General features: G+C 38.0%; 16 protein-coding genes. 5 read left to right on the forward strand and 11 right to left on the reverse strand.

The features are described from left to right. Positions 1-110 precede the first annotated feature (110 nt). The 4 genes from tdeA (at position 111) to A6A20_RS00980 (ending at position 3,550) form a co-directional block, all read left to right on the forward strand. The gene (gene tdeA / locus A6A20_RS00965; protein ID WP_279571720.1) at positions 111-1,502 is read left to right on the forward strand and encodes a toxin/drug exporter TdeA; all 1,392 of its coding nucleotides are present in this window, start codon (positions 111-113) and stop codon (positions 1,500-1,502) included. Between the two features lie 241 nt (positions 1,503-1,743). Next, positions 1,744-2,220: a PoNe immunity protein domain-containing protein gene (locus tag A6A20_RS00970; RefSeq protein WP_279571721.1), complete on the forward strand. Its 477-nt coding sequence runs from the start codon at positions 1,744-1,746 to the stop codon at positions 2,218-2,220. Then, positions 2,217-2,567 carry a PoNe immunity protein domain-containing protein gene (locus A6A20_RS00975; RefSeq protein WP_279571722.1) on the forward strand — a complete coding sequence of 117 codons (351 nt, stop codon included), beginning with the start codon at positions 2,217-2,219 and terminating at the stop codon, positions 2,565-2,567. Before A6A20_RS00970 ends, A6A20_RS00975 begins: the two co-directional genes overlap by 4 nt. A gap of 149 nt (positions 2,568-2,716) precedes the next feature. Then, positions 2,717-3,550, forward strand: coding sequence for a PoNe immunity protein domain-containing protein (locus A6A20_RS00980; protein ID WP_279571723.1), 834 nt, complete (start codon positions 2,717-2,719; stop codon positions 3,548-3,550). Between the two features lie 118 nt (positions 3,551-3,668). Here A6A20_RS00980 and lptG read toward each other — a convergent pair whose 3' ends face one another. Both lptG and lptF read right to left on the reverse strand, forming a co-directional pair. Next, complete coding sequence (gene lptG / locus A6A20_RS00985; RefSeq protein WP_279571724.1) at positions 3,669-4,736, reverse strand: LPS export ABC transporter permease LptG; 1,068 nt, start codon at positions 4,734-4,736, stop codon at positions 3,669-3,671. 5 nt (positions 4,737-4,741) lie between these two features. Further along, complete coding sequence (gene lptF, locus A6A20_RS00990; protein ID WP_279571725.1) at positions 4,742-5,848, reverse strand: LPS export ABC transporter permease LptF; 1,107 nt, start codon at positions 5,846-5,848, stop codon at positions 4,742-4,744. A 101-nt stretch (positions 5,849-5,949) separates the two neighbouring features. On the opposite strand from lptF, the gene A6A20_RS00995 reads away from it, so the two are divergent. After that, the gene (locus A6A20_RS00995) at positions 5,950-7,440 is read left to right on the forward strand and encodes a leucyl aminopeptidase (protein WP_279571726.1); all 1,491 of its coding nucleotides are present in this window, start codon (positions 5,950-5,952) and stop codon (positions 7,438-7,440) included. A 260-nt stretch (positions 7,441-7,700) separates the two neighbouring features. Here A6A20_RS00995 and A6A20_RS01000 read toward each other — a convergent pair whose 3' ends face one another. The 9 genes from A6A20_RS01000 to A6A20_RS01040 form a co-directional block, all read right to left on the reverse strand. Further along, positions 7,701-9,068 (reverse strand): sodium-dependent transporter, encoded by a 1,368-nt coding sequence (locus A6A20_RS01000; RefSeq protein WP_279571727.1) that lies wholly within the window; start codon positions 9,066-9,068, stop codon positions 7,701-7,703. A gap of 20 nt (positions 9,069-9,088) precedes the next feature. Continuing rightward, complete coding sequence (gene nth / locus A6A20_RS01005) at positions 9,089-9,724, reverse strand: endonuclease III (RefSeq protein WP_279571728.1); 636 nt, start codon at positions 9,722-9,724, stop codon at positions 9,089-9,091. Further along, positions 9,721-10,416 carry an electron transport complex subunit E gene (locus A6A20_RS01010; RefSeq protein ID WP_279571729.1) on the reverse strand — a complete coding sequence of 232 codons (696 nt, stop codon included), beginning with the start codon at positions 10,414-10,416 and terminating at the stop codon, positions 9,721-9,723. Before A6A20_RS01010 ends, nth begins: the two co-directional genes overlap by 4 nt. Next, entirely contained in the window at positions 10,413-11,021 is a 609-nt protein-coding gene (rsxG, locus tag A6A20_RS01015) for an electron transport complex subunit RsxG (RefSeq protein ID WP_279571730.1), read from the reverse strand. The genes A6A20_RS01010 and rsxG overlap by 4 nt, the downstream gene beginning before the upstream one ends. 9 nt (positions 11,022-11,030) lie before the next feature. Further along, on the reverse strand, positions 11,031-12,080 hold the full coding sequence (gene rsxD / locus A6A20_RS01020) for an electron transport complex subunit RsxD (protein ID WP_279571731.1): 1,050 nt from the start codon (positions 12,078-12,080) through the stop codon (positions 11,031-11,033). A gap of 9 nt (positions 12,081-12,089) precedes the next feature. Then, positions 12,090-14,423 carry an electron transport complex subunit RsxC gene (gene rsxC / locus A6A20_RS01025; RefSeq protein WP_279571732.1) on the reverse strand — a complete coding sequence of 778 codons (2,334 nt, stop codon included), beginning with the start codon at positions 14,421-14,423 and terminating at the stop codon, positions 12,090-12,092. Continuing rightward, positions 14,420-15,028, reverse strand: a complete 609-nt coding sequence (rsxB, locus tag A6A20_RS01030; RefSeq protein ID WP_279571733.1) for an electron transport complex subunit RsxB — start codon at positions 15,026-15,028, stop codon at positions 14,420-14,422. Before rsxB ends, rsxC begins: the two co-directional genes overlap by 4 nt. Beyond that, on the reverse strand, positions 15,025-15,603 hold the full coding sequence (gene rsxA / locus A6A20_RS01035; RefSeq protein WP_279571734.1) for an electron transport complex subunit RsxA: 579 nt from the start codon (positions 15,601-15,603) through the stop codon (positions 15,025-15,027). Before rsxA ends, rsxB begins: the two co-directional genes overlap by 4 nt. Before the next feature lie 106 nt (positions 15,604-15,709). Next, positions 15,710-16,321: a SanA/YdcF family protein gene (locus tag A6A20_RS01040; protein WP_279573711.1), complete on the reverse strand. Its 612-nt coding sequence runs from the start codon at positions 16,319-16,321 to the stop codon at positions 15,710-15,712. Positions 16,322-16,501: the final 180 nt, after the last annotated feature.

Consider the following 16,501-nt stretch of genomic DNA (forward strand, 5'->3'; position numbering starts at 1 on the left):
ATTTATGCAACAAAAAACAAGCAAAAAAAAGAAAATTTTGCTAAGATTATCCACAAAAGTGCGGTAAAACTGACCGCACTTTACTATTATTAACCTAAAGAGAGAAAGTTATGAAATTAAATAAAATCGCCCTTGCTTTAGCCCTTTCTACCGCGCTGGTAGGCTGTGCAAATTTAGACGATTCCTTCAATGCCACTGAACAAAATTTCCAACAATATGAGGCTATTAGCAAACAATATGAAGTTAATGAAAACTGGTGGAGTTTATACCAAGATCCACAATTAGATCGCCTCGTGAATCTTGCCCTAGAAAACAATAAAGATCTGGCTAAAGCTGCTATTAGCGTTAATACCGCATTATATAATGCCAACTTATTAGGGGCTGATTTAGTACCAACCTTTAGTGGCTCAGTCAGTTCATCTGCACAAAAAAATATTAATACAGGCGGTGCATCAACCATTAGTCATGGTGGTTCATTATCCGTTAGCTATACCCTAGATTTATGGCGACGTTTAGCTGATGCTGCCAATGCTGCTGAATGGACACACGCCGCTACCGTAGAAGATCTGGCGGCAACTCGCTTATCATTAATTAATAGTGTAATTACTAGCTACTATCAAATTGCTTACCTAAAAGATGCCATTAAGGTTACCGAGCAAACCATTAAATATTACAGCCAAATCAATGACGTAATGCAAAATAAATGGCGACAAGGGGTAGCGGATCGTGCGAGTAGCGATCAAGCACAACAATCCGTTCTCACCGCTCGCAATACCCTAATCAGCTATCAAACTCAATTAAAAACTGCTGAGCAAACTTTGCGTAACCTATTGAATTTAAAACCAAATGAACCGCTTAATGTGGTTTATCCTGAAATCCTTAATGTCAAATTAGCAGGGGTAAACCTTAATGTACCTGTCTCCGCAATCGCTAACCGCCCTGACGTAAAAGGTTATGAATACCGTTTACGCAGTGCCTTTAAAGATGCCAAAGCCACCCAAAAAAGCTGGTTCCCAAGCATTACCCTTGGTGGCTCACTCAGCTACAGTGGCAATAAAGTGGACAATGCTTTCAATACACCTATCGCAGGGGGAACCGTATCCATTAGCTTACCATTCTTAAGCTGGAATACGGTAAAATGGAATGTGAAAATTTCAGAAGCGGCTTATGAAACGGCAAAAGTCAACTTTGAACAATCCATTACCACCGCATTAAATGAAATTGACACCAATTATTATAGTTACAGTCAAGCCTTGCAAAATTTTGCTAACTTACAGAAAAAATATGATTACGACAAACGTATCAGCCAATACTATAAAAACCGCTATGATGCAGGTGTATCAGAATTAAGCGATTGGTTAAGTGCCATTAACACCGAAAAAGCCTCAGAGTTATCAATACTTAATGCCAAATATAGCCTAATTCAAGATGAAAATGCCGTATATAGTGCAATGGGTGGCTATTATTCGCCTTATCAATTAGCTACGCCGATTAATAACTAATTGATTTATCAAAGATAATCTACTCTAATAATTGCCCCAATAGTTAGAAAAAACTGACTAAGGGGCAAATTTCTTATAACTCAATATATCTAGCAACTTAATCTTCTCTCTTTCTAAAAATAAATAAAAATTTTATGATAGTCTTTAATGCTTTTTAATGAAAATGCTAAAATTGTGGAATTTTATAAATTATATAGTGATGTTAAAGTTATAGGTACAGTTCCAATTAAGGAGTAAATTAATGAGTGAATTTGAAATGAAAAAGCGGGCTATATTTTTAAAAGAGAATCATATGCAAGATTACAAAACTTATTTAATTAAAAATAAGAAAAAAGATGTATTTTCAATAATTGCCCCTGATTATATAAAAGAGGATCCTGATGATCCGAATAGATTAAATTCTTATTACCGTTCATTAAGTTGGCGTCAAATAAATAGTCAAATGGAGCTTTGTCAGTTACTCTATTCTGCGGGTGAAAATAAAGATATTGTTATTAGTGAAACTCGTCAAATGTTACAGCGTTTTCATCGTCATTTTGATATTGATTTTCCAAAACGAAAATTATATTTGTCTTCGCCAGACAGTTATGCTTATATTTTATGGTTACTAGGGTTAGCCGTTTTAGTCAATGATCAAGAAACCTTAATGCGTATTCCACAATGGCTTGGCGGTAGTGATGAAAATGACTCTTTATACCTTATGTCGATCCGCCAATGAAAACCTTACTTGATTTTTTAGGTTATCAAGGGGCTTTAGCCGTGGCTGATAAGCCTTTTTTTCCAAAATCCTGTTATCGTTATTTTCCTGAATTAGTACAAAGCAAAATTGATTCTGAACGTGAAAGGTTATTAATCCAATACTTAAAAGATTGGTATAAAAGTAATAAAGACACTTATTGGTATAATTACCATAAAGATTGTGAAGAATTCTTTTTTGGTTATTGGTCATTTGAAGCAGGGGCATTGGCGTTGCTATTAAATATTGATATAGAACGTTCAGGTATCGCAGAAAAACCTTTCTTTCCAGCAGATTATGTTCGTTGGGCGAGAGAGATTAGGGGGTAATATTATTAGAGGGAGCTTGGCTTTCTCTTTTTGTTATACGGCGATGGAAAATGGCTATGATCGTTGATGAAAATGGTAAAGTAGTTGAAATTTATAAATTATCAAGCGAAGCAAAAGTTATAGGTACAGTTCCAATTAAGGAGTAATTAATGAATGAGTTTGAAGCCAAAAAACGAGCTATATTTTTAAAAAATAATTATATGCGAGAATATAAAGATTATTTTATAGAAAATAAACAGAAAGATATATTTACTATTGAGGCTCCTGATTATATAAAAAATGACCCTAATGATCCGAATAGTTTGAACTCCTATTATCGTAGATTAAGTTGGAACCAAACTAGTAATCAATTAGAGTTTTGTCAATTGTTATATTCAGCAGGAGAAAGTAAAGAGATCGTTATTAGTGAAACTTGTCAAATGTTACAACGTTTTCATCGTCATTTTGATATTGATTTTCCAAAACGAAAATTATATTTGTCTTCGCCAGACAGTTATGCTTATATTTTATGGCTATTAGGGCTAGCCGTTTTAGTCAATGATCAAGAAACCTTAATGCGTATTCCACAATGGCTTGGCGGTAGTGATGAAAATGACTCTTTACCTTATGTCGATCCGCCAATGAAAGCCTTACTTGATTTTTTAGGTTATCAAGGAGCTTTGGCAGTGGCAGATAAGCCTTTTTTTCCAAAAGCCTGTTATCGTTATTTTCCTGAATTAGTACAAAGCAAAATTGATTCTGAATGTGAAAAGCTATTAATCCAATATTTAAAAGATTGGTATAAAAGTAATAAAAACACTTATTGGTATGATAGACATAAGCGAAATGATGGAAAATTCTTTTTCGGTTATTGGTCATTTGAGGCGGGGGCATTGGTGTTGCTATTAAATATTGATATAGAACGTTCAGGTATTGCAGAAAAACCTTTCTTTCCAGCAGATTATGTTTGTTGGGCGAGAGAGATTAGGGCTAAGGATTCATAGCCCCAAGTTCCTTTGAGGTAATATAGCCATTCTACGAAAGGAATACTTCGTTCGTACACCTTATCTTTCAATTTAAAATGGCGATAAACTAAAAGTGCGGTGCATTTTAGAAAAACTTTTAATCTCGTTTACGGCTTAATAACCACCAAGTAATCACTAAAAATAACAAACTTGGAATTAATGCCCCTACAATAGGGGCAACGTTATACACTAAACTCAATGGTCCAAAAATTTCGTTGACCACATAAAACAAAAAGCCAAAACAAATCCCTGTTACAATTCTCGCCCCTGCGGTAACGCCACGTAGCGGGCCGAAAATAAAAGAAAGGGCGAGTAACATCATTACCCCTACCGAAATGGGTTGAAATAATTTACGCCAATAGGTCAATTCAAATTTTTTTGCATCTTGCCCCGTTTGTTTTAAAAAGCTAATGTAATTAGATAACCCCGTAATAGATAAAGAGGTTGGACGTAAAGAAACAATCCCTAATTTATCTGGGGTTAAATTGGTTTGCCAAACTTGATTTAAACGGCTTGTGGTTTGAATTTCATCAGGCAAAATTTGTGATTGGTTTACTTGGCTTAAAAGCCATTCTCCATTTTCATATTTTGCCGAATTTGCATGGCTTACCGATTTAAGCTGACGATCTTGGAATTGATAAATATACAAATTTTGTAAATAATTATCTTCACTGATCCGTTGCACATAAATAAAATTATCCCCATCTTTCGCCCAAACACCTTGTTTTACTGACAACAATGAACCACCAGCTAAGGCTTTTGCTCGCATATCTCGAGCAAATTGTTCTGTTTGTGGAATGCCCCATTCGCCAATAATCATGGTAAAAATTACTAATGGTAAAGCGGTTTTCATCACTGATGCACCAATTTTTAAACGAGAATAACCTGCTGCTTGCATCACAATTAATTCACTACGGCTAGCTAAATTACCTAACGCAATTAATGCCCCCAATAACGCAGCCATAGGAAAAAAAGTTTCAATATCTTTGGGAATGGTTAATAGGGTATATAATACTGCTTGCAAAGTATCATAACTGCCTTTACCAACACTACGAAATTGCTCAACAAATTTAATAATGGCTGATAATCCCACAAGGGTAAATAAGGTGGCAAAAATCGCCCCTAAAATGCTTTTACCAATATAACGATCTAATACATTCAGCATATTTATTATCCTTTTAATGCCACTTTATTGCGTATGATATGGCGAATTTTGTACATTAATGCCGTATCCCAACTATTTAGCCATATTGCTAACAATAAGAATACTAGATTAACCAATGGCATTAATAATCCAACATCAAGTTTACCCGCTGTCCCCGCTGATTTTAGCGAGCTTTGTAATAAGAAATAAATTAAATAAAGTAATAACGCAGGTAATATTTTGGCAAAACGTCCTTGCCGAGGGTTGACTTTACTCATAGGCACTGCTAACAATGCCATAATAGGCACTGCAACAATGAGACTTATACGCCAATTTAATTCCGCTCTTACAATACTTGAGTTATCGCTAATCAATTTGTGAAAATCAAGTAAATCCGTATCATTATCCTGTGCAGTAACATCTTGATGCCCTAAATAGGCTTGGTATTGATCAAATTCAGTAATTTTAAAATCAGGTAATACCGCACTTCCTTCAATACGTTGGCTATGACTTAAAGTTAAAATCTGATCACCATTTGGCAACGATTGCATTTCCCCCGTTTCTGCAACCACCACCGAGGGCTTGGTTTTACCTCGTTCTCGCATTTGAAATAAATAAATATCTTTTATTTTGTTATCTTCTAGCTTATCAATAAACAACACAAAATCGCCATTATTTGACGACATAAACTGCCCTGCCGTTAATGCCGCCATACGAGGATTTGCTTTCGCCTCTTCAATGATTTGTGCTTGTTGCTGAATTGCCCAAGGAGAAAGCCATAAGGCATTATAGGCAGCAATGCCCGCAGTAAAGAGAGATAACATTAAAACGACACGAACCAAAATCCGTTGCCCTACGCCACAAGCACGCATTACCGTTACTTCACTTTCCGCATACAATCGCCCTAACGTAAGAAGTACCGCAATAAATAAAGACAACGGCAACATCAACTGTGCCATAGTGGGCATACCTAATCCCAACAAAGAAACCACTAAATCCGCTGGCACATTACCACTGGCAGCAGAACCTAATACACGAACTAACTGCTGACAGAAAAAAATCAATAATAAAATAAATAAAATCGCAATCTGGCTTTTAAAGATTTCTTTAATCAAATATCTTGTTAAAATCACAAACTAACCTTGTATCATCAAAACTTAATATTATTATTCAATTTGCTATAATAATGGGGTTGCCTATTTTACAACAGAAACAGAGGAAAAGAGGAATAAAAATGCAATACAATGTAAAAAATACCGATTTTAATCAATTAGACCAACAATGTTTAATCTTAGCGGTTTATCAAGAGAAAAAACTCTCGCCAACAGCCGATCAATTTGATCAACAACATCAACATATTCTCAGCAATATCCTTGCTCGCTCACATTTTAGCGGTGAACAAGGCGAACATTTGTTATTACAATATTTACCAGAGGTTAAACCGCAACATATTTTATTAATAGGTTGTGGAGAAGAAAATACTCTCTCCCCTCGCCAATATAAAAAACTAATACAACATACCTTTACTCAAATCAAACAAATAGGTTGTAAAGAAATCATCAATGCCTTAACCGATATTACCATTCCACAACGTGATTGTTATTGGAATATTCGTTGGCTAATTGAAACCTTTGCAGAGCAAGCCTATTGCTTTGACCCATTTAAATCAGAAAAAAATCCGCCACTTGCCTTAACCCAATGTACATTTCACATTGCACAACAAGATATCACAAAGGCTGAACAAGCAATCCAGCACGCTAACGCCATTGCTTTAGGGGTTAAAACCGCCAAAGATATTGCCAATATGCCACCCAATATTTGCAACCCCGCTTACCTTGCGGATCAAGCCTATGCTCTGGCAAAATCTAGTGCCTTAATCCAAACGCAAGTGATTAATCAAGCAGAAATGCAACAGCTAGGTATGAATGCTTATTTAGCCGTAGCCAGTGGCTCAAATAACGAATCTTATTTATCCATTATGGAATATAAAAATCACCCTGATAGCAATGCTCAACCCATTGTTTTAGTGGGTAAAGGATTAACCTTTGATGCAGGCGGTATCTCCTTAAAACCCGCCGAGGCAATGGACGAAATGAAATATGATATGTGCGGCGCGGCAACAGTGTATGGGGTAATGAAAGCTCTTGCTGAGTTAAAATTACCGCTCAATGTTATTGGCGTATTAGCAGGCTGTGAAAACCTGCCTGATGGCAACGCCTATCGTCCGGGCGACATTCTTACCACCATGAAAGGATTAACCGTTGAAGTATTAAATACCGATGCCGAAGGGCGTTTAGTACTTGCAGATACCCTCACTTATGTAGAACGTTTCAACCCTGCATTAGTCATTGATATAGCCACCCTCACAGGAGCTTGCGTAGTGGCATTAGGACAACATAACAGTGGCTTAATCAGCCCACAAGATGATCTCGCCCAAGCTCTACAACAAGCTGCTCAACAAAGCACCGATCAAGCATGGCGTTTACCTCTTAGTGAAGAATATCAAGAACAACTCAAATCTAACTTTGCCGATCTTGCCAACATCGGCGGACGTTGGGGCGGTGCGATTACCGCTGGCGCATTTTTAGCCAACTTCACTAAAAATTACCCTTGGGCTCACCTTGATATTGCAGGCACAGCTTGGCTACAAGGTGCAAATAAAGGTGCAACAGGACGCCCTGTCTCATTATTAGTACAATTCTTGCTTAATCAAACACAAGCCTAATCATTATTGGCGGTCAGTAAAATTTTTTCAAAACTGACCGCACTTTAATTCAGTAACAAAGAAAATAATACTCCCTTACCCCTTAAAAAGCCCCAGCCTAAACTTAGAACGATAGAATAATTTTGGCTGTTTGAGCGTAGCGAGTTCCAAAATTATTCGTACATCGTTCTTAGTGAAAGGCTGGACAAGACTTTCTAGGAGATATGTCTTTGTCCCCTAGTTTATCTATTTAATTAATACTTACCTTTTTATTATAAGCATCAAATAAGATTACTAATAAAAATCAGCAAAATAATTAGGGGAACAACATATTTTACATAGTTAAACCAAATACGCGTAAAACGAGAGTTTGGGGTGGGTGAGAGTTCTTTTTTGGCATCATCTTTTAACACAAATCCCACGAAAATGGTACAGCCAAGGGCGGTGAGCATAAATAGAATATTGCCACTAATATAATCAAAACTATCAAAAATACTACGTCCAAATAAAGTTACATTTTTCCAGAGATTATCACCTAAAATAGCAGGAATATTGCCGAAAATAAAAATGCCCCCTAGCGTTAAAATAATGGCTTTGCTACGGCGCATTTTGAGTTTTTCTTGTAATACAGTAATAATCACTTCATAAATAGTTAAGGAAGTAGTAAGGGCGGCTATAAATAATAAGCTAAAGAAAATCACAGCAAAAAAGGTTCCAGCCCATAAATGGGAGAACACAATAGGTAGGCTTTGGAACACTAAAGTCGGCCCAGCATTCGGGGCAATGCCAAAGCTAAATAAAGAAGGAAAGATCATAAAGCCTGCTAATACCGCAATAATGGTATTAGTAAAGCCTGTGATAATCGCTGTTTGAATTAAATTTTCTTCTTTACTTAGGTAACTTGATAGGGTAATTAATACGCCAAAACCAAGGCTTAAGGCAAAAAATACTTGCCCTAATACCATCACAAATAATTGTGGGGTAATTTTAGAAAAATCAGGTTTAAGGTAATAAATAATACCTTCCGCTGCCCCCGGTAAAGTTATATTACGAATAACCATACCGATTAAAAAGATAAAGAGTAAAGGCATTAAATATTTTACTGAACGTTCAATACCGCCAATAATGCCTTTAGCAAGGATAATGTAATTAATTATCACAAAAATAAAGGTGTAGCCAATAATTGCCAGTGGGCTATTTTGAATACTATTATCATAAAAATGTTGAGCTATTTCTTTATTAATTGGTATGGAAATATCCAGTTGCCCAGTGATTAAATTAATAATATAACTTAATACCCAGCCACCTAGCACCATGTAATAAGCCATAATACCAAAAGCCCCTAATAGCCCCATATAGCCGAGTATTTTCCAATATTTAGAGATTTTTTTATCCTGTAATTTGTCGCCAAAAGCATCAACAGAATTAACCCGCAATCGCCGTCCGATAACATTTTCCACTAAAATCATAGGGATACCAATAACTAACATGGCTATACAAAATAATAAAACATAAGCACCGCCACCATTCTCCCCCACTAAATAGGGAAAACGCCAAGTTGCCCCAAAGCCAACAGTCGCCCCTGCAACAGTCATAATATAGGTAAGTTTGCTTGACCAAGTTTGTCGTTCAGTTTTTTTTATTGTCATAATCTATGTTTAATCCCGAGTTAAATGTCTGTTTTTTGTTTATATTCACAAAGATCTTCAATAATACAAGATCCACAACGTGGTTTGCGGGCAATGCAGGTATAGCGACCTAGTAAAATCAGCCAATGATGAACATCATATTTAAATTCATCAGGTACGACTTTAAGCAATTTTTTTTCCACTTCAACCACATTTTTGCCGGGGGCAAACCCTGTACGGTTGCATACACGAAAAATATGGGTATCTACCGCAATAGTAGGGTGTCCAAAAGCGGTATTTAATACCACATTGGCGGTTTTGCGTCCCACACCACCCAATGCTTCTAATGCTTCACGATCTTCTGGCACTTCGCCTTGATGCTTCTCCAATAAAGTGCGGCAGGTTTTGATAATATTTTCTGCTTTGCTGTTATAAAGCCCAATGGTCTTAATATAGTCTTTTAAGCCCTCTAAACCCAGATCTAAAATGGCTTGTGGTGTATTAGCAACAGGAAATAATTTCGCAGTCGCTTTGTTTACCCCTTTATCTGTGGCTTGAGCAGAAAGGATAACCGCAATTAATAGCTCAAAAGGGGTTTTATAATTTAATTCGGTGGTCGGCTTGGGATTATCCGCTCGTAACCGAGTTAAAATTTCAATACGTTTTTGTTTATTCATTTTTTATCAATCATATTTTTTAACGCTAATAATAGCCCTAAACCTAAAAATGCTCCGGGCGGTAAAATAGCTAATAAAAAGTGGCTATCTACATGAAAAAACTCAATTTTTAAGCCTTTTGCCCAGTTACCCAATAAATTTTCAATGCCAACAAATAACGTGCCATTACCTAAAATTTCACGCAATGCTCCCAATAAAAATAGGCTTAATGTTGCCCCTAACCCCATGGCAAAACCATCAAAAGCGGACTGAGCAATACTGTTTTTTGAGGCAAATGCCTCTGCTCTCCCAATCACAATACAATTGGTTACAATTAATGGAATAAAAATTCCTAAGGATTGATACAGGGTATAAGTATAGGCGTTCATCAATAATTGCACCATGGTTACAGTAGTAGCAATGATCATTACATAAATCGGAATACGAATTTCATTGGGGATCTGCTTACGAAACAACGATACAATGGTATTGGTACAAGTCAATACTAACAAGGTGGCAAGCCCTAAGCCCAAAGCATTAGTTGCCGTATTGGACACCGCCAACAAAGGGCATAATCCCAATAACTGCACCAAAGCAGAGTTATTACTCCAAACGCCCTGTAATAGAATTTTTTTCCACACAGAGTGCGTTTTCGTCGCTGGCTCGCTATTGATTGTTAATGGTTCATCATCAATATTTTCATTATTTGTCATAAACTACAACTCTTCATTTGGTCATTAGCATCAAATTGTTCTAACAAGGTTAAGGCTGAACGCTTAACCTGATTAACAATGGCTCGAGGTGTTATGGTTGCCCCAGCAAATTGATCAAAACTTCCACCGTCTTTTTTTACCGCCCAAGAGGACAAATTGGCTTTATCCAACATACGATGATTAAAGGATAAAATCCAATCGGAAATACGGGTTTCTATTTTATCTCCTAACCCTGGTGTTTCTTTATGGGCAATCACTCGTACCCCCAAAACTTCACCCGCTGGCGTTACCCCTACCAATAAATAGATATTGCCAGAATAACCGTCAGGTGCAACGGTTTCAAAGGCATAAGCACTGATTTTATCCGCTTGTTTAGCAATATAAAGTTTATCAATATAAGGTATATGGGGTTTGATACAACTTGCCAATAAATCATTATCAAAATAGCGTTGTGGCAAGACTTCCAACAATAAGGCTTTTTGTTGTTTTTCCACCGATTGCTGAATAGGATTTTTGGTTAAAAAATAAATGCCACTTGAAATAGCACTACAAATTAACGCCACTAACGCCAAAATAAAGGCGTAACCTAAGGTAATGGATCGCATAGTTTTTCCTTACTTAATCGGGCGACCATATACCCTTGGACGAGTATAATGATCAATTAATGGAACACAAATATTGGCTAATAAAATGGCAAAAGCCACGCCATCAGGATAATTACCATAAAAACGAATAATATAGAGTAAAATCCCCACTAATAAACCAAAATATAGCTTTCCTTTTGGCGTAATAGAAGCTGTAACAGGATCAGTGGCAATAAAAAATGCACATAACATTATTGCCCCACTAAAAAAATGCTGTAACGGCGACATAAATTGTTCCGGTGCAACCAACCAAGTTATACAGGCAAGCAAAGCAAAACTCACTAGCATTGCCACAGGAATTTGCCAATGGATAATTTTTCTCCATAAGAGAAAAAGTCCCCCGAGTAAAAAAGCCATATTCACTTGCCACCACCCCATAGCGGCAAATTGTGCAAAAATAGGTGATTGCTCAATTTGTGTAAGTGCGGTGGTTTTTAGTCCTGTTTTTACCGCATCTAATGGCGTTGCTTGGCTCACACCGTCAATATTGGTGCTTAATTGTAATAAACTAAAGCCATCGCTAGTATGCCCCAAGAAGATCAGTTGGTAAGCATCTGCCCAATTTGGCGGTTCATTTAATAATTGAATAGGAGGTAACCAAGAGGTCATTTGTAGCGGAAAGGCAATAAGCAATACCACATAACCAACCATGGCAGGATTAAAAATATTTTGCCCCAAGCCGCCGTAAACGTGCTTACCAAAAATCACAGCACAAAATGTTCCAATTAAAATTACCCAATAAGGAGCATAAGGGGGAATCGCTACCGCAAGAATTAAAGCCGTTAGGCTGACACTAAGATCTGAAATGTAAAACCAAAGGGGTTTGGCACGCAATTTAGTTACAATCAGTTCAAGCAATAATGCAAAACTAATGGCAAGAGCAATTTGGATCAACACCCCATAACCAAAAAATATCACTTGCATACCTATGGCGGGCAACATTGCCAACATCACCCAAAGCATAATGCGAGCCGTTAATTTACCTGAATGGGTATGGGGAGAACTTGCTATTTTAAACATCTTTCTTACCTATTTATCTTGATTTTGTGGCATTTGCTGTGCCAATTTTTTCGCTTTAGCTCGAGCAATAGCGGCGGCAACAGCGGCTTTGCGTGGATCACTTGCTTGCTCATTTGCAACAGAAACATTTTCATTTTGCACCGCACTTGGCTCGGCAACCTGCGCCGCTCCCTGTTGGGCTAATTTTTTCGCTTTAGCTCGAGCAATGGCGGCGGCAACAGCGGCTTTGCGTGGATCACTTGCTTGCTCATTTGTAACAGAAACATTTTCATTTTGCACCGCACTTGGCTCGGCAATCAGCTCCGCTCCCTGTTGGGCTAATTTTTTCGCTTTAGCTCGAGCAATGGCGGCGGCAACAGCGGCTTTACGTGGATCACTTGCCTGCTCATTCACAACAGAAATATTTTCATTTTGCACCGCACTTGGCTCGGCAACCTGCTCCGCCCCTTGTTGTGCTAATTTTTTCGCTTTAGCTCGAGCAATGGCGGCGGCAACAGCGGCTTTGCGTGGATCACTTGCTTGCTCATTTGCAACAGAAACATTTTCATTTTGCACCGCACTTGGCTCGGCAACCTGCTCCGCTCCCTGTTGGGCTAATTTTTTCGCTTTAGCTCGAGCAATGGCGGCGGCAACGGTAGATTTTTTATCCTCTTTTGTCGGTGATGAGGTAGCTTTATCCTTGCTTACTTGTGCTTGTTGTTTCGCTAAACGGCGAGCTTTACGTTGTGCCATAATATCCGCATTATCTGGCACAATTTCCCCTTGAGCCGTTGTTATCGTTTTTTGCTCTGTTTGATGCTGCTCAGAAGTAGCTTTTTTCGCTTTTAAACGTTCCAAGGCTGCTTGCACAGGATCGATACCTTGTTGGGTTGCCAGTTCCTCACGCCGTTGCTCTGCTGCTTTTTGAGCTCTGGCAAGACGTTGTTCTTTTTCTTTATCTAAACGTGCTTGGCGAGCCTCAAAACGTTCTTTAGCTTCTTCGGAAAGTTTTGCTTTATGCTGTATCTCCCAAATTTTAGCTTTTTCTTGGCGAAAATATTGGATTAAAGGTATATTACTTGGACAAACATAAGCACAAACGCCACATTCAATACAATCAAATAAACTATATTGTTCCGATTTTTCATGTTCTTCTGCACGAGCAAACCAGTATAATTGTTGTGGCATAAGCTGAACAGGGCAAGCATCGGAACAAGCGGAACAACGAATACAAGCTCGCTCATCTGGCGCAGGCTGATATTCAAAATGATCGGGGGCAATAATACAGTTGGCAATTTTGGTGACCGGGGCATTTAAATTTGGCAACATAAAGCCCATCATCGGTCCACCAAGAAATACAGGTAAACGATCATCATATTGATAGCCTGTTTGCTGTAATAAATGATAAATTGGTGTTCCCAATCTTACCCAGTAATTTCGCGGTTGAGGAATTTTATCGCCAGTTAGAGTTACTACACGTTCAATAAGGGGTTCATCATTGATGACCGCACGTTTTACCGCAAAGGCTGTCCCTACATTGTGCATTAATACCCCAATAGCAGAGGAGCGTTGCCCCTTAGGCACTTCCATTCCCGTAAGCACTTGAATAAGTTGTTTTGATGCACCAGAGGGATATTTGGTAGGAATAACACGCAATTCAATATCATTTGCCCCTTCAAGTTGTTGTTGAATAGCTTGAATGGCTTCGGGTTTATTATCTTCAATAGCGATAACCACTTTCTCAGGGCGTAGGATATAGCGTAAAATTCGCACGCCTTCAATAATTTCTTGCGGATAATCCCGCATTAGGCGATCATCACAAGTAATATAGGGTTCACATTCTGCCCCATTAATAATCAATAATTTAACTTGATTTTCAGCCCCTTTAATTTTAGCAGCACTCGGGAAAACCGCCCCACCTAAACCGGCAATACCTGCGAGATAAATTTTATCAATTAATTGTTCTGGGCTTTGACTAAGAAAGTCCTCAATAGGGTTTTGTGTTTGCCATTGATCCCTACCATCGGCTTTTAAATGGATAGTCAATTCTGATAAACCCGATGGGTGTGGAGCAACATAGGGGGCAATAGCCACAATTTCTCCCGAAGTTGGGGCGTGAATAGGCAACTCTCGCAAACCATTTCCTTGGGTTAGTGCTTGTCCTTTAAGGACCTTATCGCCCACTTGCACTAAGAGATTACCAGCTTGCCCTGCGTGCTGTTTGACGGGAATATAAAAATCCTGTGCTAAGGGTAATTGGCTTATAGGTAGCCCATTGGATTGAGATTTCATTTCTGGTGGGTGAATACCCCCGGGAAAATCCCATAATTGCCCTGAATTAAACGCTGTTAATATATCCGTCATTTCCCTACTACTCGCTTATTTGTTTCTGTATTCACTACTGGGATAACTAAATTAGGATCAAATTTCCAATTCCAATGCTCAATATCAGGTTTCACTGTTACCATACTAATGCAATTTGTTGGACAAGGTGCAACACAAAGTTCACAACCAGTACAAAGATCAGGGATAATGGTATGCATTGCTTTATTACTACCAATAATGGCATCAACAGGACAGGCTTGAATACATTTTGTGCAACCAATACACATTTCTTCATCAATAAACGCCACTTTAGGCAAAGGTGCTTGTTCTTCAAATTCCGTTTGTGGCACATCAACACCAAGCAAATCTGCTAATTTGACCACTAACGGTTGCCCACCCGGCACACATTTGGTTATCACATCGCCATTGGCAATAGCTTCGGCATAGGGCTTACAACCCGGGTAGCCACATTGCCCACACTGGCTTTGTGGCAAAAGCGCATCAATTTTTTCTACAATAGGATCGGCCTCAACTTTTAACTTAGTAGAAGAAAAACCAAGAATCGCACCAAAAATTAAGGCTAATAAAGCGATAAGGGCAACAATAATAAAAATATAGCCCGTTGTAGAAAGTTGCGAGATCATTTTACTAGCCCTGTAAATCCCATAAAGGCTAATGACATAAGCCCAGCAGTAATTAACGCAATAGACGCGCCTTTGAAAGGTGTTGGAACATCAGCGGCAACTAAACGTTCACGCAATGCGGCAAATAACACCAATACTAAAGAAAATCCCACAGAAGCACCAAAGCCATAAACCACCGATTGGGTTAGATTATGGGCGGAATTGACATTAAGCAGAGCAACACCTAATACCGCACAATTGGTAGTAATTAGCGGTAAAAAAATCCCTAATAAGCGATAAAGGGTTGGGCTGGTTTTATTGATAACCATTTCGGTAAATTGTACCACCACCGCAATCACTAAAATAAAGACTAAGGTACGCAAATAACTCGCTTCAAAAGGAGCGAGTAAATAGGTGTCCGCTAAATAGGAACAAAGTGATGCCACCGTCAGCACAAAAGTGGTAGCTAACCCCATACCTACTGCAGTTTCAATTTTTTTTGATACCCCCATAAAAGGACAAAGTCCTAGAAATTTAACTAGCACAAAGTTATTAATAAGGGCGGTACTAATTAATAATAAAATATATTCAATCATAAATGTCGTCAGGATAGTTAAGCGGTATATTATCCCCATTTTCACCGCTAAGGACAATAGTTTATCGCGATATTACTTAAATTGAGGTAATATAACAAAAAGTTAATTATCGTGAGATTGGAGGCGGCAAAGGCTCAACCTCGCCTAAAAAGTGCGGTTCTTTTTCGGTTAATAAATCCCATAAGGCTAATAAACGGGCAAAAAACTCTCGCACTCTTACTAAACTATAACGTTCAGGGTAATCCGCCGCAAAGCAAATGGCATCAATATGATGATATTTCGCAATAAATAATGCTCGCTCACAATGGAATTTTTGCGTAATAATGGTAATGGAATGTGCTTTGAAAACTTGATCCGCCCGAATGACCGAATCCAAGGTACGAAATCCCGCAAAATCCATATATAAAAATTCCGCAGGAATCCCCATTTGACGTAAATCTCGATACATTGTGCGAGGTTCGTTATATTGTAATGTACGATTATCACCACTTAACAACAAATAATCCACTTTATGTTGTTTAAATAATTGTTCTGCCGCTTGCAAACGATAATGATAAAACAAATTAGGGGTATTTTTCGCCACATATTTTGCCGTCCCTAGCACCACACCATAAGGGCGGTATGGTAGGCTATCAATATCTTGATAAATTTGTTTACGCACATAAAAACTGATAGCCTGATCCACAATAATCAATAATAAAAACAATAATGCCAACATCGCCAATATTAGAGCAAATAATCGCTTTATTTTTGTCACAAACCAACTTTTCACCAACCTTGTTTTTATTGTTTGATGATGGTCTTGAGATAAACAAGAAGTTGCAGGCTTTTGTGATTTTGTCATACAAAATAACGGCACAAGGGCAATAATCAATGATAATAAATAGAAATGATTAGC

It is taken from the genome of Volucribacter amazonae (assembly GCF_029783845.1).
Taxonomy (GTDB): domain Bacteria; phylum Pseudomonadota; class Gammaproteobacteria; order Enterobacterales; family Pasteurellaceae; genus Volucribacter; species Volucribacter amazonae.